Origin of the sequence: Marinobacter sp. S0848L, from assembly GCF_023016065.1 — a bacterium.
In the GTDB taxonomy this organism is placed as follows: domain Bacteria; phylum Pseudomonadota; class Gammaproteobacteria; order Pseudomonadales; family Oleiphilaceae; genus Marinobacter.
Map to the genome: position 1 here is coordinate 131652 of NZ_JALKAQ010000005.1, position 23242 is coordinate 154893.

A 23242-nucleotide genomic window follows, 5' to 3' on the forward strand; every position below is an offset into this window, starting at 1 on the left:
ATTAAAGACAGACTAATGAAAGATTTTATTAATCGAAGGATGACAGTCAGACAAATGGCATCAGAGCCTTTCGATAGAGGAGAACTTTCCGGAGTCATCAAACAGAATACGAAAACTGCCTCGTACGCCGTCACGAAGGTAGAACTTGGAGAGAATACGCGCCGGGAAGCGGACGGTGCGTCCGTCCCGGCTCGTGGTGTGAACATCGGAGGCTACGCCCTGATAGAACTTAATCCATTCCTCAGGGCTGATGGCAATGTCCACAATAATTTGCTGCATTCAGCTACTAACTCAGTTAGCCAATTCAAGCAGCAAACGGTTCAAGCGGCTGACGTAAGACCCGGGATCTTTCAGCTGCTCGCCGCTGGCCAGTGTAGCCTGGTCGAACAATACGGCCGATAGTTCGGCGAAGCGCTCTTCGCCCTGCTCACTTTCCAAACGCTGAACCAGCGGGTGATCCACGTTGATTTCAAAGATCGGCTTGCTGTCCGGCACCGTCTGGCCAGCTGCTTCCATGATCTTCTTCATCTGGGCGCCCATGTCGAACTCACCGGTCACCAGGCAAGCCGGGGAGTCTGTCAGGCGGTTGGTTACCCGCACGTCCTGAACACTGTCTTCCAGAGCCTTCTTGATGCGCTCCGTCAGCTCTTTGTGCTCTTTCGCAGCTTCTTCCTGATGTTTCTTGTCTTCCTCGGTTTCCACTTCACCCAAGTCAAGATCACCACGAGCAACGTCCTGGAACTGCTTGCTGTCGTACTCGTTAAGGTAACCCATCATCCACTCGTCGATACGATCAGACAGGATCAACACCTCAATGCCTTTCTTGCGGAAAACTTCCAGATGCGGGCTGCTCTTAGCGGCCACAAAGTTATCAGCGGTGATGTAATAGATCTTGTTCTGACCTTCTTTCATCCGGCTGATGTAATCATCCAGCGACACATTCTGGGTTTCTTCACCCGTGTGGGTAGACGCAAAACGCAGGAGGCCAGCAATCTTCTCTTTGTTGCTGAAATCTTCAGCCGGGCCTTCTTTCAAAACGGTACCAAACTCATTCCAGAAGCTCTGATACTCATCCGCGCTCTTCTTCGCCAACTTGGTCAACATGTCCAGCACACGCTTGGTCATGGCAGTGCGAATGCTTTCTACGGTGCTGTCGTTCTGCAAAATTTCACGGGATACGTTCAGAGACAGATCGTTGGAATCGATCACACCTTTGGTGAAACGCAGATACAACGGCAGGAACTGCTCGGCGTCGTCCATGATGAACACACGCTGAACATAAAGTTTCAGGCCACGCGGCGCTTCACGGTTGTACAAATCAAACGGCGCACGCTTGGGAATGTACAACAGGCTGGTGTAGTCCAGCTTACCTTCTACCTTATTGTGCGACCACGTCAGCGGGTCTTCAAAGTCGTGGGCGATGTGTTTGTAGAACTCTTTGTACTCTTCGTCTTTGATCTCGGTACGCGGTAGGGTCCACAGAGCGGTCGCATCGTTGATGGTTTCGTCTTCGCCCTTCTTATCCTCTTCCTCACTCTCGGTCTTCATAACTACGGGGAACGAGATGTGGTCGGAGTATTTCTTCACCAGAGTGCGCAATTTCCAGCCATCGGCGAATTCTGTGGCTTCCGGCTTCAGGTGCAGCACAATCTCGGTACCGCGCTTGTCACGGCTAACCTGTTCGATTGTGAACTCACCGTCGCCCTTGGAGGACCAATGCACGCCTTCTTCAACCGGGGTGCCCGCACGGCGGGTGAACACGTCAACTTTGTCAGCAACGATAAATGCGGAGTAGAAACCTACACCAAACTGGCCGATCAACGCGCTGTCTTTCTTTTCATCACCGGACAATTGCTTGAGGAATTCAGCGGTGCCCGAACGTGCGATGGTGCCCAAGTTGGAAATCACGTCATCACGGTTCATGCCGATACCGTTATCGGTCAGGGTAATGGTGCCGGCATCTTTGTCGTAGTCCAGACGGATTTTCAGATCCGAATCGCCTTCAAACAATGAGTCGTCTTTCAGGGCGGCAAAGCGCAGTTTGTCTTCGGCATCTGATGCGTTGGAAATCAGCTCACGAAGGAAGATTTCCTTGTTGGAGTACAGAGAGTGGATCATCAGCTGAAGCAGCTGCTTCACTTCAGTCTGGAATCCCAGGGTCTCTTTATTGGTTTCTACCGTCATGGCTCGTGTTATCTCCTACTATTTAACGTTCGGTGGAGCGGTGTGATCGGGGAGAGCTTTCCAAAACACGCTGTGGATACATCCATGTACGCTCTGCTTCGCCATCCATGGCTACGCAAGGTTTTGGAAAGCTCTCCCCAATCACACCACCCGACTTGGGTAAAATGTCGAAAGCTGCTCGGAGTTTGGGCCCTCATGTGGGGATGCGCTTCCGAAACCGTGCGGAGCCATGGATGGCGGAGCCCGAGCCGTACAGGGACGTCTTGAGGCGTGTTTCGGAAGCGCATCCCCGCATGAGGGCTTACACCCATGCAGCGTGGACTGAGTTCAGAAATGGGGGCCCGCCGGGGCATTTCAACCCCGGCAAAAGCAAATCAGTCTTCGAGCAGGAAGTGAGCGCGAGCGGTGGCAATGGGCTGAGAACGGGATTTCTGCCAGGCGGTAATCATCACATTCGCAACCCGGTTTCCCTGACGCGTCAGGTGGCATTCCGCGTAAGTTTCTCGGTTCAGGCCTGCCCGCAGATAATCCAATGAAAAGTCGATAATCCTGGGCATTCGCAGAGTATCTTGCGACATCATCAGGTAGATGGCTGCGGACATTTCCATGAACCCACCAATCACGCCGCCATGAATCGCCGGTAAAATCGGGTTACCCAGATTTTCTTCTTTCACCGGAAGACGAAAAATCAAATCATCCCCGAAACGGTCACACTGCAAACCGATCCACTTCGCGTACGGAACGCTCTCCAGCATGCGAGAAAAATCACCGGTTTGTTGGGTGTACTTCAGAATCTCCGGGCTGGTCATTCCTCGCCTCCGGTAATCAGGTCACGATAGGATTTCGGGCTGGCTTCTTTACCGATGCGCATGAACGTGCCCACACAGTTAGCGATAATTTCGCCGCCTTCCTGATAAGCAACACAACGGGTGAAGATGATGTTACGGGTTACTTTGTAGGTTTCAGCGCGGGCAAACACCGGTTTTCTGGGCTCTGCCGGGCGCATGTAGTCAACGCGCAAATCCAGTGTTGGGCACAACTCAAACTCATCCAACGCACAAATCATCACCGAGCCGGAAGTTGTATCCATCAAGGTGGTAATGGCACCACCGTGAATCACACCGGTATCGGGGTTGCCAATGATCTTGTCGCTGTACGGCAGCTCCATGACCAGATATCCGTCACCCACCTCTTTCGGTGCCAGGCCCAAAGCTTTCGCCTGGTTTAACGTGCTCAAAAACCGGGTGACCCGGTCGATTCGGGTTTCATCATTCATTCAGGAAAGTCCAGCAGATCAGTTGTTCAGTTTTGCAGTTGCCTTCTGCGCAACGGGCTTGGCTTTGTTAAAAACCTTGCTGTCTCGCAGTGCGCATAGAGCATCAGAATGGAATTCTCGGCGATACAATACGATAACCACCAGAGTTGAAGCCGCAATAAACACCAGATGTATCCGCAATGCGGTTTTCACGCTTCAACATCACCCGCATCCAATCCTCCCGATACAGATCGAGACTGTTCGATAAACACGGATGAGTTTGGGCTCGCTTTTTTGAGTACCAGGTATAGCCACCCCAGCAAATCAGGAACCAGAGCAAAGCCAGAATGTCTAGGTAGTGTGTCATTGGCTAATTATCTGCATCCAGGCCAGTAAAATGCGGTTACAAGACTTACATATAATACGGTAAGCGAGCCCGCTGGGCCATATTACAGCGAACGTCGATGGGGCATACTGCCGCGATTGTGCTATAAATTTCGGACTTGAAGCCGCTTTCTGTTCGAAACGAACATACAGACGCAACGTGAAGGAGCCATGCGTGAAAAAAGGAAACCTGCCCGGTCTGCTCATTATTCTGGCCATTCTATCGACCCTTGCCGGATGCGCTGTCAATCCGGTTACCGGCGAACGCCAGCTGTCGCTGATCCCCGAAAGCCAGGAGCTGTCCCTCGGAGCCGAGCAATACGTCCCAACCCAGCAAACGCAAGGCGGCAAGTTTTACCTTGACCCCGAACTGACGGTGTACGTTCGGGAAGTCGGTCAAAAAATGGCACAAGTGAGCGACCGCCCTGACCTGCCCTATGAGTTCGTTGTGCTCAACAGCAGCGTCCCCAATGCCTGGGCACTCCCGGGGGGAAAAATTGCCATCAACCGAGGTTTGCTGGCCAAACTTGATGATGAGGCCCAGCTGGCATCCGTGCTGGGCCACGAAATTGTTCATGCAGCCGCTCGCCATAGTGTGCAGCGCATGCAGAAAGGCACACTCATCAGCTTGGGAATGGCCGGCATTGGCATGGCCATGTCGGAGAACGAATGGGCCGGCCTGATCATGGGTGGAGCGGCCGTGGGAGCCCAGTTGGCCTTGGCACAATATGGCCAGGGAGATGAACTTGAATCGGATGCTTACGGCATCAGGTACATGCACGCCGCGGGCTACGATCCGCAAGCGGCTGTTGAACTGCAACAGCTGTTCCTGTCGTTGTCTGAAGGCAACGAATCAAGCTGGTTAAACGGTTTGTTTGCCAGCCACCCGCCCTCCGCAAAGCGCGTGCAGGCGAATCAGAAACTGGTACAGAAAATCGGCGCGGGTGGCTACCGTGGTGCCGAGATTTATCAGCGCAGAATCGCCATGATCAAAAAGCTTCAACCGGCTTACGAAGCACATGACAACGCCATGAAGCTGGCGTCGGAAGGCGATTTTTCCGGCGCTTTGGAGGCCATTAACAAGGCCATCAAAATAGAACCTCGCGAGGCAATGTTCTTCGCCCTGCGTGGCCGGATCTATAAAAGCCAGAATCAACTCAAAAAAGCCCGTGCAGACTTCGACAAGGCCGTGTCGCTGTACCCTGAAATGTTCCAATACCAACTTCACAGCGGGCTCAACGAGCTGGCCCTGAACAATTTATCCAAAGCCAGAACCCATTTGGAAAGAGCAAATGAAGTCGTACCAACGTCCATTGCTTACCTTCGCCTTGGTGACATTTCCAAGCAACAGGGCCGCCGGGATGAAGCCATGGGCTACTATTCCACTGCAGCCGAAGCCGGCGGAGAGATTGGGGAGGAGGCCAAGCGCAAACTGGCCGCCATGACCAATTAACAATTGATCTGAAATTTCAAATAAAAACCGGAAGTTAAACGCTTCCGGTTTTTTTATGCGCGAAAACATTGCCCGTTTGACGCTATCACCGTGTCAATGATTACATTGACTTCTAGAGCAATAACTCTAAAAATCAGATAACCCAATAACAAGCGGATGAAAAACATGCTCTCTAAACGACTGCAACCGATCGCATCCCAAGCCAGGCGAGCCTACGTCGAACTGATGTTTCAGGTCATGGGGCGCGCTTTGCAAGCGATTACCGAAGTAGACGAAGCCGCTCGCGCAGAAACCAGCCAGCTTCCGGTGGGCTTCCTTTTCGAGATGCAGGTAATGCCTGCGGGTCCGAGCCTGGTGGTGGAACACATCGGCGATGGCCGGCTGAAGTATCTCGGCGACGAAGCGCCACGCGCGGTGGACTTGTCGATCCAGTTCAAGCACATGGCCCATGCGTTTTTGGTGATGTCGTTTCAGGAAAAAACGGCCGTGGCGTTCGCGCACGACCGCATGTTGGTCGATGGCGATGTAAGCCTTGCGATCAAAATGACTCGCGTTTTGAATCGTTTAGAAGCATTCATCCTGCCTAAACTGGTCGCGGAACGGGCTGTGAAAGAGTATCCGGCCACCTTGAAGCTGCCCAACAAATTACTGAATGCTGCACGCATATACCTGAAAGTTGCCACCAACCTTGTCGAGACAGTGAGAGCATAATGACCAACAAATACTACGAGTTCTTCTGCCCGGTGAAAGTCATTGCAGGCAAAGCCGCTTTGGAACACATCCCGTTCGAGCTCACCAGCCTGGCCGCCAAGCGCCCTATGATCATTACCGACAAAGGCGTGCGTGCTGCAGGACTTCTGGAACCAGTGATTGCGGCCTGCGAAGAGAGTGGCCTGGACATTGTTTCAATCTACGACGACGTACCGCCAGACTCTTCTACCACCGTCGTTGGCGCGATCGCCAAGTTGTACCGCAAGGAAAAATGCGATTCCATCATCGCGGTGGGTGGCGGCTCAGCCATCGACACCGGCAAAGCCGTGAACATTCTGGTATCCGAGGGCGGTGATGACATCGCCGAGTACAGTGGCGCGGGCATTTTGAAGAAAGCGCTGAAACCCTTCTTCGTGGTGCCCACCACCGCAGGCACTGGCTCTGAAGTAACCTCTGTTGCCGTTATTACCGATGAAAAGCGAGGCGTTAAACTGCCCTACTCATCGCCGTTTTTGCTCCCCAACGCGGCCGTTATCGACCCGCGAATGACCCTTACACTGCCCCCGCACATTACCGCAGCCACGGCGATGGACGCGCTCACCCACGCCACCGAAGCCTTCACCTGCATGGCCAAGAACCCTCTGAGCGATGCATACGCAACCGCAGCGGTGAAGAAAATCAGCCAATCCTTGCTGAAGGTTATGGATAAGCCAAAAGACGAAGACGGGCGTCTGGATTTGGCGCAAGCTTCCACCATGGCTGGTATTGCCTTTTCCAATTCCATGGTCGGCCTTGTTCATTCCCTGGGGCACGCTACCGGCGCGATCTGCCACTTACCACACGGTCTGTGCATGAGCTTGTACTTGCCCTACGTACTGGAATTCAATCTGGAAAGCATTCGGGAACCCCTGGGCGATCTGCTACTGCACCTTGAAGGCCCCGAAGTGTATTCGGCAACGCCGGCCGCGCGCCGTGCGGAAGCCAGCATCTCATCCATCCGCAAACTTCGGGACGAACTCTACAAACGCTGCAAACTTCCTCGGACGCTGAAAGAAACCGAGAAAGTCCTCGAGAGTCAGCTGGAAGACATCGCGACAATGGCCTTGGATGATGGCTCTATCATGTTCAACCCAAGGGAAGTCTCGCTCGACGATACCATAACGATTTTGAGACGAGCCTGGGCCTGATCACCCGCTTTAACCCGGCAAATGCTGCCCGACACTCGTTGGGTAGCATTTTACTACACAACAAACATTTCACCGGAACCGTTTAGTAGGTATTATTCGATTAGCATTCTAGCAACGATACGGCTGGAGGCATGTTAAAAAGGTTTTCGTTTTCCAGCTGCATGGGTTTCTGACCATGATTCATCGACGCTTTAAACATCTAGTCCCAGTTCTTAGATTATTGCCTTTCGCTTTGTTTTACGCTGCCGTATCAACAAGTGCATGGGCCGACACACAAAACGCCATCAAAACATTTCGGTTGAACATTTCCCCACATGGTTACCCGCCCTATCTGATTGTCGACGGAGAGACGCCTTCCGGTATTTTGTGGGATGTAATGACCACAATAGCGCCTCGTTTGGGTTACGAGTTGGTGCCCAGAAAAATCCCTCGAAAACGGGTGGATAACATGCTGCTTGATGGGTACATCGACGGTACGCTAAGAGCCACCGAATGGACCGAACAACCAGATAAGTATCTATTCACGCGGGCGGTCGTGGATGTCGAAGAAGTGCTCTTTTTCCATCATGAATCCACAGCAGACTATTCTCATCCTTCTGATTTGTTCGGGCAGACTATCGTTGCTCATTTAGGGTACAAATACCCAAGCCTTGCCCCTTATTTCGAACAAGAAAAAATTAATCGCTTCAACGTATCCAGCGACAAAGATCTGTTTCGTTATGTCTTGCTGGGCGAGCGCTTTGATGCCGCCTTGGCTGACCGCTTGGTGGGGCAATGGATCTTGCGCAATGAAGGGTTGTCCAACCAGTTCAGAGCTTCGACGGGCAACATCAGCGAATATGGCTACCGTCTCATGCTTCGAAAAGATTGGACTGAATTCGCACAAGGTTTTAACCGGGAGTTGTCGGCCATGCGCGAGAACGGCGAGCTAGACGCCATCCTCGCGAATTACCGTTAAACCCGAGATTACTCCAATCTACGCAGTAGCAGCATCGGCGAAACGCTTAATACCGGCCTTAGTTGCCAGCGCCCGAACAACGCCAATAACAAGGCGCTGATTAACGGAACCGAAAGCACCACCTGCCAATGCCAGCGAAACTCCCCTTCAAACGCCCGTGCCTGCAACGCATAAACGGCGGTTTCCGCGGCCAACACGCCCAGTACACCCGCAAAGAAGCCCAATAGTGCAAATTCCAGCATGGTACTGCGCACTAGCAACAGCTGCTGCCCCCCCAAGGTGCGCAACAACGCACCTTCTCGCTGCCGGTCACGCAAAGTGGCACTCACCACCGCCGCCATCACAACTAACGCAGCCGCAAGAATCAACGCCAGTATCGCTTCAATAGCTTGAGTCACTTGCTGAACAATGTCCTGAATGCGCTCAATGATGTGGTCAATTTCCAGCACAGATACCGTCGGGTACTGTCGTGAGAATTCGTTCAACAACAGCTTGCTGCTTTCATCGAGGTGAAAACTGGTGATCCAGGTTGCGGGCATATTGGTCAACCCGCCATCTGGGGGGAATGCCATGTAAAAGTTGGGCTTCATACTGTCCCACTGAACGCTTCGAATGCTGCCAACAGGCTCAGTGACTTTCTCGGACCCAATGGTAAAGGTCAGTTTATCTCCTAATTTTAAACCTAACTTACCGGCTAATTCCGCCTCGACCGACACGCCCCGGGTATCCCCTTTGGCGAACCACTGCCCTTCCTGAATTCGGTTATCTTCGGGAAGCTGCTCCATCCACGTAAGGTTTAACTCGCGATTCAAGGCATTGATGCGTTCATCTTTGCTAACCGCTTCTTTAACGGGCTGCCCATTTAGCTCGGTCAACCGGCCCCGAACCATCGGATACACCGTATCCAAGGGCACACCGCGCTCGGCCCAAAAGGACTCCACGGCATCAACGTCGTTCGGAGCAATATTGATTAGGAAGTGATTGGGGGTGTCTTCCGGTAGCTGGGCCTGCCAATCCTCCAGCAACGCCGAACGGACTAATACCAATGTAGCCGCCAACATCAGAGTCATGGCAAACACGGCCATTTGCGCCATGCTGGCTTGCCGGTGCCGATACAGCCCAACCAGCGCGAGACGCCATGCGTTACCCCCTCCGCGCACCCGGCGCAGGAGAGATACCATCAGCCAGCCAATGAGTGCCAACACCGTGAGCAGGAGCACCAAACCACCGAGCAATGAAACCACCAAGGTTAATTCACCCGCATACAGCCATACCAAACCAAACACAGCAATGACTGCGATGAGCAGGTCCGGTACCACTTCCCTTCCGGATTCACCGGGCTGGGCGCGCAATACCCGCATCGCAGGCACATTTTGCAGTCGGCGAATAGGGGGGTACGCAAACGCAAACAGCGAAATCAGCGCGGTTAGCAACGCCGGCGTGAGTGCCGAGGGGTCTAGGTAGAAATCAATGGGACGCTCCAGCACATCGCTCAACATACGGACGAGCATCCAAAACAGCGGCAACGCAACGGCTAACCCACCAGCTATTCCCACGACACCCCAAAGAGCCAAGCGGCGCAGGTACAACCGACCAATCCCGCCACCGGTAAGGCCGAGAGTTTTCAGAAGAGCCACCGTATCCCGCTGGGATAGCGCGTACTGACGACTTGCGACCGCAACGGCCACAGCCGCGAGTAAAACCGCCAAACTACCGCCAAGCAACAGAAACCGCTCGGCTCGTTCCAGTGAGCGTGAGAAGGTTTCACCGTCACGCACACCTTCCCATTCATGGCTGGGTTCCAGTTGTGGCTCAAGCCATTGATAGTAATCTTCAAGTAGCCGATCATCACCGGCAAAGAGATAGACAAACCCCACTCGGCTACCTTCCTGAACCACACCGGTTGCGGCCACATCGTCTACGTGCATCATCACGCGGGGTGCCAATGACGACAGTCGAAAACCGCCATCCGGCTCCCGGATAAGCAGATTAGACACGGTCAGTTTCAGGTTTCCCACTTCTAGCGTGTCACCAATCTGAAGCTCCAACAGCCTGAGCAACCTCGGGTTAATCCAAATTTCGCCGGGCCTTGGCCCTGCATCAACGATGGTTCGAGAGCTGTCTTGATTAGGCTGAATTTCGATGTCGCCGCGTAACGGGTATTCATCGCTAACGGCTTTCACCGAAACCAGCTGGAATCCGCTTTCGCCGAACACCATGGTTGAGAATTTGATCATCTGGCCGGTTTGCAGGCCTCGGTTTCTCGCTTCTTCAATCCAGCCGGGCGGTACGGGCTTTCCGTTCTCCGCATCAAGCTGACGGTCTGCTGCCAGAAATGAGCTGGCCGAAGATACCAAGGTGCGCTGAAGCTGGTTTGCGAACAGCGCGATGGTCGCGACCGTTGCCACTGCGATCATCAGGGCAACCAATACCACCCGAACATCCCGCTCGCGCCAGTCTCGCCTGACGGACATTAATTTTTTTGCAGCAGCCATCAGTCAGCGAACTCCCGAGCCGCATCTGGCTCGCTCAAAACACCCGCTTCAATATGGAAGGTGCGGTTACAACGTGCCGCCAATCGCTCATCGTGAGTTACCATCACCAGTGTGGCACCTTGTTCCCGGTTTAAGTCCATCAGTAGATCGGAGACTGACTGGCCGGTTCGGTTATCGAGATTTCCCGTGGGCTCATCGGCAAACAGGATGCTTGGCTCAGAGGCGAACGCGCGAGCAATGGCTACCCGTTGTTGTTCGCCTCCGGATAGTTGCCGTGGTGTATGGTTGAGGCGTTCGCCCAATCCAACACGTTCGAGCAGGTCGCGGGCGCGTTGATGGGGTGCTTCTATTCCGGCCAGTTCCAGCGGTAACATGACATTTTCTAACGCGCTTAATGCTGGAAGCAGCTGAAAGGATTGGAAAACAAAGCCCACTCGCCGTGCGCGGAGTTTGGCACGCTCGTCTTCGCTAAGGCGGCTGATTTCGGCTCCGTCCAGCTCTACGGTTCCTTGGCTTGGGGTGTCGAGCCCGGCCAACAAGCCAAGCAAGGTGGTTTTTCCGGAGCCGGAACGGCCAACGATGGCGACGGATTCGCCCCGTTTGATTTCCAGGTTCACCCCCTGCAAGATCGTCAAGGTATCGGTTTCGAGACTGACTGTGTGGGTCAATCCGGATACTCGCAGCATGGGGCGTTGGTTATTCTTTGTCAGGTCCGTCATTTGGTTCACGGTTGCTCCGTTCGCTGGCGTTTAATGATTTAATTTTCAAGAGTACACGAATCTATGTTTCATAAGGCGTTTACGTTTGTTTGGTCGTTTTTTCTCTTCGCTTTGGTTGTGGTTTCGTGGCCCACATTGGCAAATCAATCCACTTTGCTGGTTGTTGGCGACAGTTTGAGTGCCGCTTACGGTGTTCCGTCTGAAACAGCCTGGGTTCCTCTGCTGCGCGACCGGCTGGAGCGCGAAGGTCTATCTTGGCAGGTGGTGAATGCCAGTATCAGCGGTGAAACGACCGATGGAGGTTTGCGCCGGTTGCCTCGTTTGCTTGAGCAGAATGAGCCGAAGGTGGTTGTCATTGAGCTGGGCGGTAACGATGGTCTGCGCGGATTTCCTCCGAATGTGATTGAGGCGAATCTGGCCAAGATGATTGAGCTGTCGCTGGATGCAGGTGCTACTCCGATTCTTGTGGGCATGCAGATTCCACCGAATTACGGTCAGCGTTATACGCAGATGTTTTCGGATATCTTTCCAGCGTTGTCTGACCGGTATGAAGTGGGGTTGGTTCCGTTTTTCTTAAAGGGAATTTACGATCAGGAGGGTTTGATGCAGGGGGATGGTATTCATCCTACTGAGGAGGCGCAGCCTTTGTTGCTGGAGAATATTTGGCCTGAGCTAGAACCTTTGGTTCACTAAGCGGCCCCAAGCCTTCGGGCTTTCGAGTAGGTCGAGGGCGATCCGCTCCTCTCCTGAAACCGCTACAAGCACGTCCGTGTGCGCTTCTCTTCGGCCATCCATGGCCTACGACATTTCAGGAGAGGAGCGGATCGCCCTCACCCCAGACTTCTCAGGGGTACCTCTCACCGCATCTCAGCAATTCCCTTAAGCAAAATTTCCAACGAAATCCAACACTCGCCTTTCCGACCAGTAGTAGCCATCTTTTGCATGCTCAACAAAGCCGACGTGGCCGCCCCACCGGGGCGCTTCAACTTTCACGTGCCGGCCTAATACTTTTTTCGATTCCGGGTAGCACGCGGCAGACAAGAACGGGTCATCGGCGGCGTTGACCATCAGCACGGGCACTCGAATGTCTTTTAAACGGTATAACGCTGAACATTGGGCCCAATAGTCTTTTGCGTCTTTGAAACCGTGCAGCGGTGCCGTGTATCGGTTGTCGAACTGATGGAAGTTTCGGATTTTTTTGAAGTCGCTGATATCGATCAGTTCGGGGAAGCGTTCGGCTTTCTCCTGCATTTTTCCGTACAGGTCGTTGAGGAATCTCTGCATGTAGATGCGGCGGCTGGGCAAGGCCAACATGTCGGCGCTACCGGCGAGGTCAACGGGGACGGAGTAGGCAACGGCGCCGCTGATTCGGCTATCGAGGTGTTCGCTTTGCTGCCCGAGGTACAGCAAAGTGAGGTTGCCGCCCATGCTAAAGCCGGATAAGAACAGGTTTTTGTAGCTATTATCCAGCGCTCGGGTGACAACGGTGTGGAGGTCTTCGGTGGCACCGCTGTGGTAGAACCGAGGCTGGTGGTTCATGTTTCCGCCGCAGGAGCGGAAGTTCCAGGCCAGTACGTCCCAGCCGTCTGCCATGAGCGCTTTCGCCAGGCCCAGCACGTAGGGTCTTCGGCTGTGGCCTTCCAAGCCGTGTGAGATCACGGCGATTCGGTCGCTGTTTTGTCGGTACCAGTCCAAGTGCAGTTCGTCGTTATCCGGAGTGGCAAGCACTTCGGTTTGAGGCGTTGGCATCTCGACGTTTCGAAACAGGGTCGGCCAGATGGACTGCACGTGCCCGTTTCGTAACCACACCGGTGGCCGGTACGGATACTGCACTCGCCTGTGCAAATTTTGACCTTTTAATTCAGGGGGTTGACGAACCAAATCAAAGTCCTTAATATGCGCCGCACATTGATGCTGTTCCCCGATAGCTCAGTTGGTAGAGCAACGGACTGTTAATCCGTTTGTCGCTGGTTCGAGCCCAGCTCGGGGAGCCACTTCTTTTTAAAAGCCGCTGATTGTTTCAATCAGCGGCTTTTTTCTTTCTAGGTCAAAGCACTTCTTCCCGCTGCATGAACTCTTTAAGAACCTGGTACAGGGTGAAGCCATCCTGCACGCCAATCAGTTCTCGAATGGAATGCATCGCAAACTGCGGAACACCAATATCCAGGGTGGTCACACCCAGACTTGCAGCCGTCAAAGGGCCGATGGTGCTACCGCACCCCATATCGCTTCGAACTACAAAGGTCTGGTGCGGCAACCCAAGTTCATCGCTGATATGCCTGTACAACGCGGCTGAACGGCTGTTGGTTGCATAACGCTGGTTGTGGTTTACCTTAATCACCGGTCCTTGGTTTAGTATAGGCCCGTGATTTTCATCGTGCTTGTCCATGAAGTTGGGGTGTATCCCGTGGGCGTTATCCGCGGAGATCATCATGGACCTTGCAATCGCCCTGCCCTTGTCAGCCCCACACCAACGCTCCAATACATCACCAAGGAATGGCCCTTGGGCACCTTCTGCCGAGACACTGCCTACTTCTTCGTGATCGTTGCACACCAGCAGTGCGGCTTCATCTCCTGATGTATCGAGAAGCGATTGCAGACCGATGTAACAACTCAAAAGATTGTCCAGGCGCGCAGACGCCAGGAAGTCTTCGCGCAGTCCGACCAAGGATGCGTTTTGAGCGTCGTAGAAGCTGAGCTCGTAGCCCAGAATCTTGCCAGCCGTCAGGCCGGATTCGTCGGCAATTTGCGTTTTAAGCAGATCGTCGAATGTTTCCGTCTCTGAGGTTTGCATCAGTATGGGCGGCAGATCCGCTTGGGCATTAACCGAGCGGTTGTTGTTGGCTTCCCGGTCGAGGTGAATTGCCAGGCTCGGTATGATGGCCACCGGTTTCCTGAAATCCACCAATACATCCTGAACTTTCCCGGCTTCATCGAGGATCGTTACCCGGCCCGCCAAGGAAAGGTCGCGGTCAAACCACGGGTTCAACAGCACTCCGCCGTATACCTCGACACCGAGCTGCAAATACCCTTTACGGCGCACTTCGGGGTTTGGTTTTACCTTCAGGCACGGGCTGTCGGTGTGAGCACCTACCATTCGGATGCCTGAGTTCGCAGCTTCTTTTTTACCGGTACGAAACGCAATGATGGATGAGCCATTGCGGATGGCGTAATAGCTTTTACCTTGTTCCAGAGCCCATTCGTCGCGCTCATCCAGCTGTTCGAAACCGGACGCATCAAGGCGTTCTTTCATCACATTCACCGCATGCCAAGGCGTGGGCGAGGCGTTCAGAAACTGCAACAAGTCATTATTAAATTCAGTGTGTTCCATGATCTTCCTGATTGCATGATAATGGCCGCTACAGTATGGCATGAAGCCGCTAACTCTCCTACAGGCTGGCGGTTTCTCCCTATTCGTATTAGTCGTTCAACGAACCAACTGGAGCTCCCTGTGTCGATACCTCGTTTTCTGGACATCGAATACTGCCAAACCGACGACGCACTTTTTCCGACCGCCATCGCCTGGTCATTGGAAGACGGGCAAATGAAATCGGTGGTGATCGCTCCCGATGAAGCCTGGGTTCCCGATGGTGCGGATTTGGGCGACATTGACCTGTTCTACTTAGAGGAACAAGGTGTGCCCATTCTCGAGCTCGTTCGGGAGCTTCACGAAGACCTACCGGGCCAAACCGTTTACGTTGACGGCATAGACCCGGACGAGACTCTGGCCGACCTTATTTTTGAGGCCGTGAAGCAAGAAGCACCTTTCGAAATTGCGCCGATCGCCGACCTGATAACCGATTTGGATTCAGACACTCTGGAAGACCGGCGGCGTGAGTTGATGTTTGAAGAGGGGCTGGAACCCCAGCTTCCTGAAAACGGGGTATACGCCCTGTTGCTGATCGCACGCGAGTCCGGGTTACTGGACGATCTGCACGGCTGAGCGCCAGAGGCGGCGAACTGTGACAGGTGTCTGCGTAACAAGCCGTTACACAAGGCAGAATCTGGCGTCAGCACCGTTACTGACAGGAAGCCAGATAATAATGAATAAGGTCGCAACCCGTTTCCTCGCCGCCAGCACAATGTCCTTGTGCCTTTCACCTGCAGCCACTCTCGCTCAGGAGACGCCGCGCTCAGACAAACACTACGTGGGCCTGCTGGCGACCACCATAGAACACCGCTCTATCGGTGAAATCTCCAAAGAAGATACCTGGAGCCAGGCAGGCACTTTGGTGATTGGTGGTCACCTGAACGACCTCATTCACGCCGAAGTCCGCTTGGGCGGTGGTTATAAAGATGCTGACATAAACAGTGACTTCACCCTTGCGGTCGACTATTACGGCAGTTGGTATATGGGACTGCACTACCCGGTCGGCGAGATTGGTAACGTTTACGCTCAAGCAGGCTTTACTCACATCAGTGGCGAGGCCACGCTTGATAATCCGGACGAGCGTCGCAACCGCGAATTCCAGGAATTTGGCGAGGACTATCCGAGCAGCAGCTTCAGTTTCAGCTGGATAGCGGGTATCGATTTCAAGTTAATCGATAGCATGTATCTGGTACTGGAGGGCGGGAAGTTGTTCGAAGATACCGATACCAGCGCGAATGCCTTTCAGTTTTCTTCGGGGATTCGTTACGAATTTTGAGGGAACGCCAGGCTCGATGCAGGTCAAGCGAGGCTAGAATCCTTTTTCTGGAACCGCTACGAGCACATCCATGTGCGCTTCTCTCAGGCCATCCTTGGCCTTCGAAATTCCAGAAAAAGGATTCTAGCCTCGCTCGCCCCAAACTCGGTTTCAGGGCAGCGGCCCACGCCTGCCTCTTCCCTACCAAAACTCAGACCTTATGCTGAATATGCCAGCACTGGTGAATCTTCTGGTTCCGCTGGAAATCCTTATCCAGGGTACTCGAAGTCACTTCCTTCACATCGAACTCCGCAGCCAAATCTTCGTCCAGCTTAAACTTACGGAAATTGTTAGAGAAGATCAGCAAGCCATCGGTAGACAAGCGTTCCATGCACTGGCGAACCATCACACTGTGATCCCGCTGCACGTCCAACACACCCGCCATACGGGCTGAGTTGGAGAACGTTGGCGGGTCCATGAAGATCAGATCAAAAGTTTGGTTGGCCGTTCGCCTGTCCGCCAGCCATGCCAGGCAGTCAGCCTGTTCAACCAGATGCTTACGCGGGTCTGCGCCGTTCAGGGACAAGTTGTCCGTCGCCCAGTTTACGTAGGTTTTGGACATATCAAGGCTCAGTGAACGACTGGCACCGCCTACCGCAGCATGTACCGTTGCCGCACCGGTGTAACAGAACAAATTCAGGAACCGCTTACCTTGGACGTTCTGCTGAATCCAATGACGCACAGGGCGGTGGTCGAGGAACAAACCCGTGTCGAGATAGTCTTTCAAGTTAACTTTCAGCGTGCAGCCGTGTTCTTGCACATTGAAATACTCTCCGGTTGCCGCTTGCTTTTCATATTGCTTAGTGCCGGTTTGACGCTGGCGCTGTTTGCAGACCATGTCCTTGGGGTCGATTTCCAGCACATCAGGGATAACGGCCAGGGCTTCTGCCAACCGTTCGCGTGCAGCTTTTTCATCGATGGACTTGGGTGCCAAGTATTCCTGAACGTGCACCCGGCCCTCATAGATATCAATCGCCAGTGCGTACTCAGGCATATCCGCATCATAGAGGCGGTAGCAGCCAATATTTTGCTTTCTGGCCCATTGTCCGATGGACTTCAAGTTCTTCTTCAAGCGGTTCCGAAGCATCTCGGCCCGCTCCGCATTGACGATACGCGGGACCACTTGGCCAGCGGCAGCGGGATCTCGCGGGGTTCTTGCGTTTTCTGCACTCACTTCAAATAACAGCAATTGCGCCGGCAATTTGCCATTGAAAAGCTTGTATTGTTTGAAGCTTCTGAGCCCCACAGACTTACCGAATTCAGGCGCGCCGGTGAACACACCCAAACGCCATCCGGCCAGCTCACGCAGCGACACTTCGCCCAAGCTCTGGTAAAGCGCAGCAAGCACATTGCGCTCACTTAACCGCTCACCGTAGGGCGGGTTAGTCAAAATCAGACCCGTCTCCGCCCAGCCGTCCTGGCGCGTAAAGTCGCTCAGCGAACGCTGCTCGACCGTTACAATACCTTCAAGCCCCGCCCGTTGAACGTTTCTCTGGGCTGTATCCAATACCCGGCCATCTTCATCAAACCCGGCGAATACCGGCACACGCCGCTGTTTGCCTTCGTGTGCACGGCGTTCTGCCTCTTGGCGAATGCCCAGCCATAGCTCGGGCTGGTGACCGGGCCACTTTTCGAACCCGAAGCGCTCCTGGCGACGGCCCGGCGCAATATCCAGCGCCATCAAAGCGGCTTCAATCAGCAGCGTGCCGGAACCGCACATGGGATCAACAAAATCCCCGCCTGCCTCGGCGATCTCGGGCCAGCCTGCCCGCAACAGTACGGCCGCGGCAAGATTCTCTTTTAAGGGGGCTAAGCCCTGCTCTGTGCGATAGCCCCGCATATGAAGGCTGTGGCCACTGAGATCAATGCCAACCGCCAAACGGCCACGGTTGAGCCGAGCTGAAATGGTCACATCCGGATCTTTCTGGGCAACCGCCGGCCTCGGTGCACCCGCGCCACGAATGCTATCGACAATTCCGTCCTTTACTTTCTGGGCGCCGAACTGGGTATTTCTAAGTGCTTCATTCTGGCCAAGGAAATTGACCCGGAAGCTGCCACCTGCAGGAATATGGGCCTGCCAATCCATTTTTACGATGCCGTCGTAGAGCTCTTCGGCGCTGCGAGCGTCCACTTCATCGATATGCAGAATCACCCTGTTGGCCAGCCGGGACCACATACATGCCCGATATCCAGATTCCAGCTCACCTTCAACCCAGACACCCGCCGGTGCGTTGCGTAAAAGCGTGAGGCCAAAAGCCTCCAACTCATCACCCAGGAGATACTCAACGCCCTTCGGGCAGGTTACAAAAAAGACATACTTGGACAAAATAAACTCCTGGTTTTCTAGATAAAGCTGGTAAGCCGCTGGATTCGCAGCGAAAGCCAAAATGGCCCGTCATCATTAGTTCATAAAACTATAAGAAAGCATTCATATAGACGAAATCGTTAGTGTACTTCTCTGCAAGGTTCGTCTTACCTTGTACTTGACGCGTCGCTCTGGAAGCAACAATTAACGCTTCCATTAACAGGATCCTGACTGCTCTGACCGAAGCTGGCAATAGTGGGTTGTCCCGGATGGGCCCCATCGCCATGGTCACTGCAGATGTGTACACGCTTGTTCTGTTAATCCATAGTGAGGAACGGCATGAAAAGACAGAAAAGAGACGTTTACGCTCGTGCATTCAAGCGGGGTTACCTCGCTGGCGTGTCCGGAAAATCCAAAGACAGCTGCCCATTAGATCAACCAGAAACGCGCCAGGAATGGTTGAACGGGTGGCGAGAAGGCCGCACAGATAACTGGGAGGGCATGACCGGCGTCTCCGGCATCCACAAATTAGCCAACGTAACTGCAACATAATAGCGGTGTTGGCCAATCTCAGTAAGCTAGATCTGTTTTTTTTACATTGTTTGATCAAGACAATTTGACGCAGTATTCCGAGCAACCGAAACGGGGCCACCCGCCCCGTACCATGCGAAGAAGCGCCACGGGGTTCATTCCCCGCAAAGGGCCCGCTAAGCGGGCCCTACCATTTTACGCCGGCCGCGCTTTGCGAACAGCCTCTACCGCATCACCAATCAGCTTCGGACCTTTGTAGATAAACCCGGTGTAGATTTGCACCAGTTTAGCGCCCGCCCGGATCTTCTCAGCCGCACTTTCGGCATCTGTGATTCCACCCACTCCGATGATAGGAATACGGTCCCCCAGTTCCGCATACAGCCCTGCGATCACTCTGACTGACGACTCCCGCACGGGTGCCCCACTCAAACCACCAGCCTCCTGCTCGTGCTGATGCCCCTTAACGGCCTCCCGACTGATCGTCGTATTCGTTGCAATCACGCCATCCAGCCCGGCCTCAAGAAGCGCAGCAGCTACAAACCGAACACCGTCATCATCCATATCCGGCGCAATCTTCACCACTATCGGCACGTAACGCCCTTGCGATTGATGACAACGCGTTTGTTCGTCTTTAATCGCGTGCAATAACTGCTTTAATGAATCACCAAACTGTAGATCCCGTAGGCCCGGCGTATTGGGCGACGAAACATTCACGGTGATGTAATCAGCGTAGCGATAAACCGCCGCAATCCCCTTGCGATAATCGGATTCTGATTCCTCATTCGGCGTATCTTTGTTTTTTCCGACGTTAATGCCAAGAATGCCTTTATAGCGGCGGTTTTCGACATTACCGATTAGGTGTTCAAGCCCTTCGTTATTGAAACCCATCCGGTTAATGATCGCTTCATGCTCAGGTAAACGGAACATGCGCGGCTTAGGGTTACCGGGCTGGGCCAGTGGCGTGACCGTACCCACTTCAATAAACCCGAACCCCAAAGCACCTAACGCGTCCAGGTGGTCTGCATTTTTATCCAAACCGGCCGCGAGTCCCACCGGGTTTGGAAATTCCAGACCCATAACCGTTACCGGGCAAGGATCGGGATGACGCGTAAACAGGTTAAGCATGCCTGTTTTTTGAGCCACATCGAGGCTCTTCAAAGCGACATTGTGAGCCTGCTCTGGCGGTAACCGAAACAACAAATTTCTTAGAACGGGGTACATCAGAAAACTCCTTGCAAGAGGTGGCGGGAGTATACCGTAAGTTTTCCACACCATCTTCCTGAACCATCAAATGTCGCCAAAAGCCGCATACTGTCGAGGCTTCCGGGGCTTTTCCACGGAATCTGTGGATAACTCTGTTAATAAGCGCGGGGCAAACGTTTCCAAGCCTTGATAACGGCGCCAGCCTACAGATTGATCATTTTTTGAGCAGCATTTTAACCCTTAACTTTCAATAACTTATAAAGATTGAAATAAGAATTGACGAAAAGCGTAACGTAATGGTAGCTAGCGATTAACATTTCACAATGTGCATAAAACGGAAGGTCATTCTGGATTTTGCAAGCCCTTTTTTGATTTTTTGAGGCTATACTGGCGCCACAGCAATACAATGGAGCCTGCCAGAATGGAAAACCTATTTAGAAGCCCCGCGAACCCCGAGCGCGACCTAGACGCCGAGAAACACGCAGCCTCCAAAGTCACCATCATTGGCATGCTACTTGATGCCATTCTCGGCCTGCTTAAAGTCGTCGCCGGCACACTGTTCCACTCTCACGCTCTGGTTGTTGACGGCATCCATTCGTTTACCGATGTCGTCTCCGACTGGGTTGTGCTCGCTGTTATGCGCCTGTCCCGAAAAGGTCCGGATGACGATCACCCTTATGGTCATCAACGAATTGAGACTCTGGGAACCCTTTTGTTAGGAAGTATCCTCATCGCTGTCGGTGCAGCCTTAGCGTGGGAGAATATTCTGCGCCTGTTTGAAGGTGAGGAGCTGGTGATTCCTGCTTGGCCGGTACTGATTGCAGCGGCCATATCGGTTTTGAGTAAAGAATGGATATTTCGCTACACCCGCCGAGTCGGCATCAAGATCCGATCAGACCTTATTGTCGCCAATGCCTGGCACAGCCGCACGGATGCCATATCATCAGTCGTGGTATTGCTTTCAACAGCCGGTGCAATGCTGGGCGTGGTCTGGCTCGACACGGCTGCGGCTGTGGCCGTTGCCATCATCATCGTCCACACCGGCTGGAAGTTTACCTGGGACAGTGTAAAAGAACTGATCGACACCGGCTTGTCTCAGGAAGACACCGAGAAGCTACGCGCCATCGCCCTATCAACACCGGGCGTTCGAAACGTGCATGAACTGCGCAGCCGTCGAATGGGTCAGGATATTCTTTTGGACGTTGATCTTGTGGTGCGGCCCGAGATCAGTGTTTCAGAAGGTCACCAGATCGGCCTGAAGGTGGTCGCAGGTATGCGCGAAGCGCTCGATAACATCCAGGACATCACTTTTCATATCGATGCTGAAAACGACGAGGATACTCCAGCACTGAACGAGCCCGGGCTACCGTCTCGGGAGGAAATCCATACCGAGATTGCAGAATCGCTGGGCGAACTGCCGCCTCAAAGCCGGCTGGGCCTCCACTATCTCGAAAAACGCGTGCATCTCGAGATTTTTCTGGACGAGGACTACCCGGCTCCGGAGATTACCAGCCAACGCGTTCGCGAAGCATTGGCCAATCCTCCTTGGCTGGGCAGTGTCCGGATCTGGGTTGCTGCCTGATCCGAAATACACAGCTACCGTCGACGATTTTCTTCCATGCGGGAAAGGAACTCCTGCATAACCAAGGTGTAGAGCTCACCGCCAAGAAACTTGTCCTCAACGCCCGAGTCGATACTCGGGTTATCGTTTACCTCAATGACTGCAACACGGTTTCCTGCCTGTTTGATATCGACGCCATAAAGTCCGTTCCCGATCAGGCGGGTCGAATTCAGAGCCGCTTGAATCACATTTTTAGGCACCTCATAGGTTGGCATCGTTTCGAAATCGCCACTTTCGACCGCTGCACCGCCATGTTGATAGATTTGCCAATGGCCTTTCACCATCATGTACTTGCAGGCATAAATCGCGCGGCCACCCAATACGCCTATACGCCAGTCGTAGTCGGTGTAGAAATACTCCTGAGCCAACACCAACGCTGACTGCCTGAACAACTCTTTTAAACCCGCTTTTAACTCCGCTTCATCCTTGGCTTTGGCGACACCCCGCGAAAATGCGCCATCGGGAATTTTTATGACCACCGGGAAGCCCAATTCATTCACCACCTGCTCGACCGCATCCGCCTGGCCTTTGGAAAGAATCAGCGTCTTGGGTGTTGGTACTTTGTTGTTTTTCAGCAAGTCCGCGAGGAACACCTTATTGGTGCCGCGCAGAATAGAGACCGGATCATCGATCACGACCAAACCCTCCGCCTCCGCCTTTCGCGCGAAGCGATAGGTATGATGATCAATCGCTGTGGTCTCCCGAATAAACAAACCATCGAATTCCGGCAGCCGCATGTAATCCCGGCGAGTAACTCGCTCGACATTAATACCCAGCTTACGACCTGCACGCTCGAACCTTTTAAGAGCAGCTTCATCACTCGGCGGCATTTCCTCATCGGGATTTACCAACATGGCAAGATCAAAACGATAGCGGCGACGGGTTTTCGGTTTGCGCCATACCATGCTGCTAAATCGATCCAAAGCCGCTGCAAACAGATCTTGCTCATGCTCATTGAGATCCGCGGGGCAAGCAGGCTTCATGGATTCGATTTGCCACTGTTTTCTGTGCCGGAAAACCACTTCGAGAATGGGGCAAGGAAAACGCTCAAACAGCGCACGAGCAACGGGTTTAAGGTCTGCATGTTCAGCTTGCCCAAAATACGTCCGAATCCGAACTTCATGGGTAGCAGCCCGCTCGTCTGTAGCGGGATCGATCTCCTGGGCTGCGTTTTCCAGCCACTGGATAACACTGGCGTCCAACTCCTCGAGTTCCAGGGAAAACAGACCTTTTCGACCGAGGTCATTCAGGGTCATTACAGAAGGCACAACGTGATGGCCACGGGCTTCTGCTAACAAGGAGCAGTAATAGCCCCGGCTCAGATACCGGGCACTCTGGCAGAGGTTTATTACCCGCACCCGACTGTTAGTAGGGGCCGTAAACTGGAGGTACTGGTCAAAGGTGAGTACATCTTCGCTTGGGTAATAAGGCGCCCAATCTTTCTCACGATCCACAACAATCAACAAACGGGACATAGCGGGCATTCCTCCCTGAAGGTTCAGCCGGATAATTAGCGCAACAATACGCCGCTGCAGGGTCCCCCACAATCAT

21 protein-coding genes and 1 tRNA gene are annotated in these 23242 nt (G+C 53.5%); 10 read left to right on the forward strand and 12 right to left on the reverse strand.

Annotated elements, in window-relative coordinates:
* Window positions 1-60: 60 nt before the first annotated feature.
* The 5 genes from MWU64_RS08480 to MWU64_RS08500 form a co-directional block, all read right to left on the reverse strand.
* Window positions 61-279, reverse strand: coding sequence for a DUF2835 domain-containing protein (locus MWU64_RS08480; RefSeq protein ID WP_247063463.1), 219 nt, complete (start codon window positions 277-279; stop codon window positions 61-63).
* Between the two features lie 12 nt (window positions 280-291).
* A complete protein-coding gene (gene htpG, locus MWU64_RS08485; protein ID WP_247063465.1) occupies window positions 292-2184 on the reverse strand; it encodes a molecular chaperone HtpG in 1893 nt (630 codons plus the stop codon).
* A 374-nt stretch (window positions 2185-2558) separates the two neighbouring features.
* Window positions 2559-2993: a PaaI family thioesterase gene (locus MWU64_RS08490; RefSeq protein ID WP_247063468.1), complete on the reverse strand. Its 435-nt coding sequence runs from the start codon at window positions 2991-2993 to the stop codon at window positions 2559-2561.
* Complete coding sequence (locus tag MWU64_RS08495; protein ID WP_247063470.1) at window positions 2990-3460, reverse strand: PaaI family thioesterase; 471 nt, start codon at window positions 3458-3460, stop codon at window positions 2990-2992. The genes MWU64_RS08490 and MWU64_RS08495 overlap by 4 nt, the downstream gene beginning before the upstream one ends.
* 103 nt (window positions 3461-3563) lie before the next feature.
* Complete coding sequence (locus tag MWU64_RS08500) at window positions 3564-3806, reverse strand: DUF599 family protein (protein WP_247063472.1); 243 nt, start codon at window positions 3804-3806, stop codon at window positions 3564-3566.
* 192 nt (window positions 3807-3998) lie between these two features.
* Between MWU64_RS08500 and MWU64_RS08505 the strand changes: the two genes are divergently transcribed.
* From MWU64_RS08505 to MWU64_RS08520, 4 genes are all read left to right on the forward strand, one after another.
* On the forward strand, window positions 3999-5276 hold the full coding sequence (locus MWU64_RS08505) for a M48 family metalloprotease (RefSeq protein WP_247063474.1): 1278 nt from the start codon (window positions 3999-4001) through the stop codon (window positions 5274-5276).
* A 165-nt stretch (window positions 5277-5441) separates the two neighbouring features.
* Window positions 5442-5987: a hypothetical protein gene (locus MWU64_RS08510; protein WP_247063476.1), complete on the forward strand. Its 546-nt coding sequence runs from the start codon at window positions 5442-5444 to the stop codon at window positions 5985-5987.
* A complete protein-coding gene (locus tag MWU64_RS08515; RefSeq protein ID WP_247063477.1) occupies window positions 5987-7174 on the forward strand; it encodes an iron-containing alcohol dehydrogenase in 1188 nt (395 codons plus the stop codon). Before MWU64_RS08510 ends, MWU64_RS08515 begins: the two co-directional genes overlap by 1 nt.
* A gap of 175 nt (window positions 7175-7349) precedes the next feature.
* On the forward strand, window positions 7350-8132 hold the full coding sequence (locus MWU64_RS08520) for a transporter substrate-binding domain-containing protein (protein WP_247063480.1): 783 nt from the start codon (window positions 7350-7352) through the stop codon (window positions 8130-8132).
* Window positions 8133-8140: 8 nt separating this feature from the next.
* Here the strand turns inward: MWU64_RS08520 and MWU64_RS08525 are convergent, their stop codons facing one another.
* Window positions 8141-10627, reverse strand: a complete 2487-nt coding sequence (locus MWU64_RS08525) for an FtsX-like permease family protein (RefSeq protein WP_247063482.1) — start codon at window positions 10625-10627, stop codon at window positions 8141-8143.
* Entirely contained in the window at window positions 10627-11346 is a 720-nt protein-coding gene (locus tag MWU64_RS08530; protein ID WP_247063679.1) for an ABC transporter ATP-binding protein, read from the reverse strand. The genes MWU64_RS08525 and MWU64_RS08530 overlap by 1 nt, the downstream gene beginning before the upstream one ends.
* A 63-nt stretch (window positions 11347-11409) precedes the next feature.
* Here MWU64_RS08530 and MWU64_RS08535 point away from each other — a divergent pair, with 63 nt between their 5' ends.
* Entirely contained in the window at window positions 11410-12039 is a 630-nt protein-coding gene (locus tag MWU64_RS08535; RefSeq protein ID WP_247063483.1) for an arylesterase, read from the forward strand.
* A gap of 186 nt (window positions 12040-12225) precedes the next feature.
* Here MWU64_RS08535 and MWU64_RS08540 read toward each other — a convergent pair whose 3' ends face one another.
* On the reverse strand, window positions 12226-13134 hold the full coding sequence (locus tag MWU64_RS08540; protein ID WP_348645553.1) for an alpha/beta fold hydrolase: 909 nt from the start codon (window positions 13132-13134) through the stop codon (window positions 12226-12228).
* 130 nt (window positions 13135-13264) lie between these two features.
* Here MWU64_RS08540 and MWU64_RS08545 point away from each other — a divergent pair.
* A tRNA-Asn gene (locus tag MWU64_RS08545) sits at window positions 13265-13340 on the forward strand.
* 53 nt (window positions 13341-13393) lie between these two features.
* Here the strand turns inward: MWU64_RS08545 and MWU64_RS08550 are convergent.
* Window positions 13394-14677 carry a M18 family aminopeptidase gene (locus MWU64_RS08550; protein WP_247063485.1) on the reverse strand — a complete coding sequence of 428 codons (1284 nt, stop codon included), beginning with the start codon at window positions 14675-14677 and terminating at the stop codon, window positions 13394-13396.
* Between the two features lie 120 nt (window positions 14678-14797).
* On the opposite strand from MWU64_RS08550, the gene MWU64_RS08555 reads away from it, so the two are divergent.
* Together MWU64_RS08555 and MWU64_RS08560 are read left to right on the forward strand one after the other, a co-directional pair.
* Complete coding sequence (locus tag MWU64_RS08555) at window positions 14798-15289, forward strand: hypothetical protein (protein ID WP_247063487.1); 492 nt, start codon at window positions 14798-14800, stop codon at window positions 15287-15289.
* Window positions 15290-15389: 100 nt separating this feature from the next.
* Complete coding sequence (locus MWU64_RS08560) at window positions 15390-15992, forward strand: outer membrane beta-barrel protein (protein WP_247063492.1); 603 nt, start codon at window positions 15390-15392, stop codon at window positions 15990-15992.
* A 190-nt stretch (window positions 15993-16182) separates the two neighbouring features.
* Here the strand turns inward: MWU64_RS08560 and rlmKL are convergent, their stop codons facing one another.
* Window positions 16183-18357, reverse strand: a complete 2175-nt coding sequence (gene rlmKL, locus MWU64_RS08565) for a bifunctional 23S rRNA (guanine(2069)-N(7))-methyltransferase RlmK/23S rRNA (guanine(2445)-N(2))-methyltransferase RlmL (RefSeq protein WP_247063497.1) — start codon at window positions 18355-18357, stop codon at window positions 16183-16185.
* 318 nt (window positions 18358-18675) lie between these two features.
* Between rlmKL and rmf the strand changes: the two genes are divergently transcribed.
* Window positions 18676-18888 (forward strand): ribosome modulation factor, encoded by a 213-nt coding sequence (gene rmf / locus MWU64_RS08570; protein ID WP_247063498.1) that lies wholly within the window; start codon window positions 18676-18678, stop codon window positions 18886-18888.
* A gap of 174 nt (window positions 18889-19062) precedes the next feature.
* Here rmf and MWU64_RS08575 read toward each other — a convergent pair whose 3' ends face one another.
* Window positions 19063-20088: a quinone-dependent dihydroorotate dehydrogenase gene (locus tag MWU64_RS08575; RefSeq protein WP_247063500.1), complete on the reverse strand. Its 1026-nt coding sequence runs from the start codon at window positions 20086-20088 to the stop codon at window positions 19063-19065.
* Between the two features lie 403 nt (window positions 20089-20491).
* On the opposite strand from MWU64_RS08575, the gene MWU64_RS08580 reads away from it, so the two are divergent.
* Window positions 20492-21652 carry a cation diffusion facilitator family transporter gene (locus MWU64_RS08580; protein ID WP_247063503.1) on the forward strand — a complete coding sequence of 387 codons (1161 nt, stop codon included), beginning with the start codon at window positions 20492-20494 and terminating at the stop codon, window positions 21650-21652.
* 14 nt (window positions 21653-21666) lie between these two features.
* Here the strand turns inward: MWU64_RS08580 and MWU64_RS08585 are convergent, their stop codons facing one another.
* Complete coding sequence (locus MWU64_RS08585) at window positions 21667-23166, reverse strand: RimK family protein (RefSeq protein WP_247063505.1); 1500 nt, start codon at window positions 23164-23166, stop codon at window positions 21667-21669.
* Window positions 23167-23242: the final 76 nt, after the last annotated feature.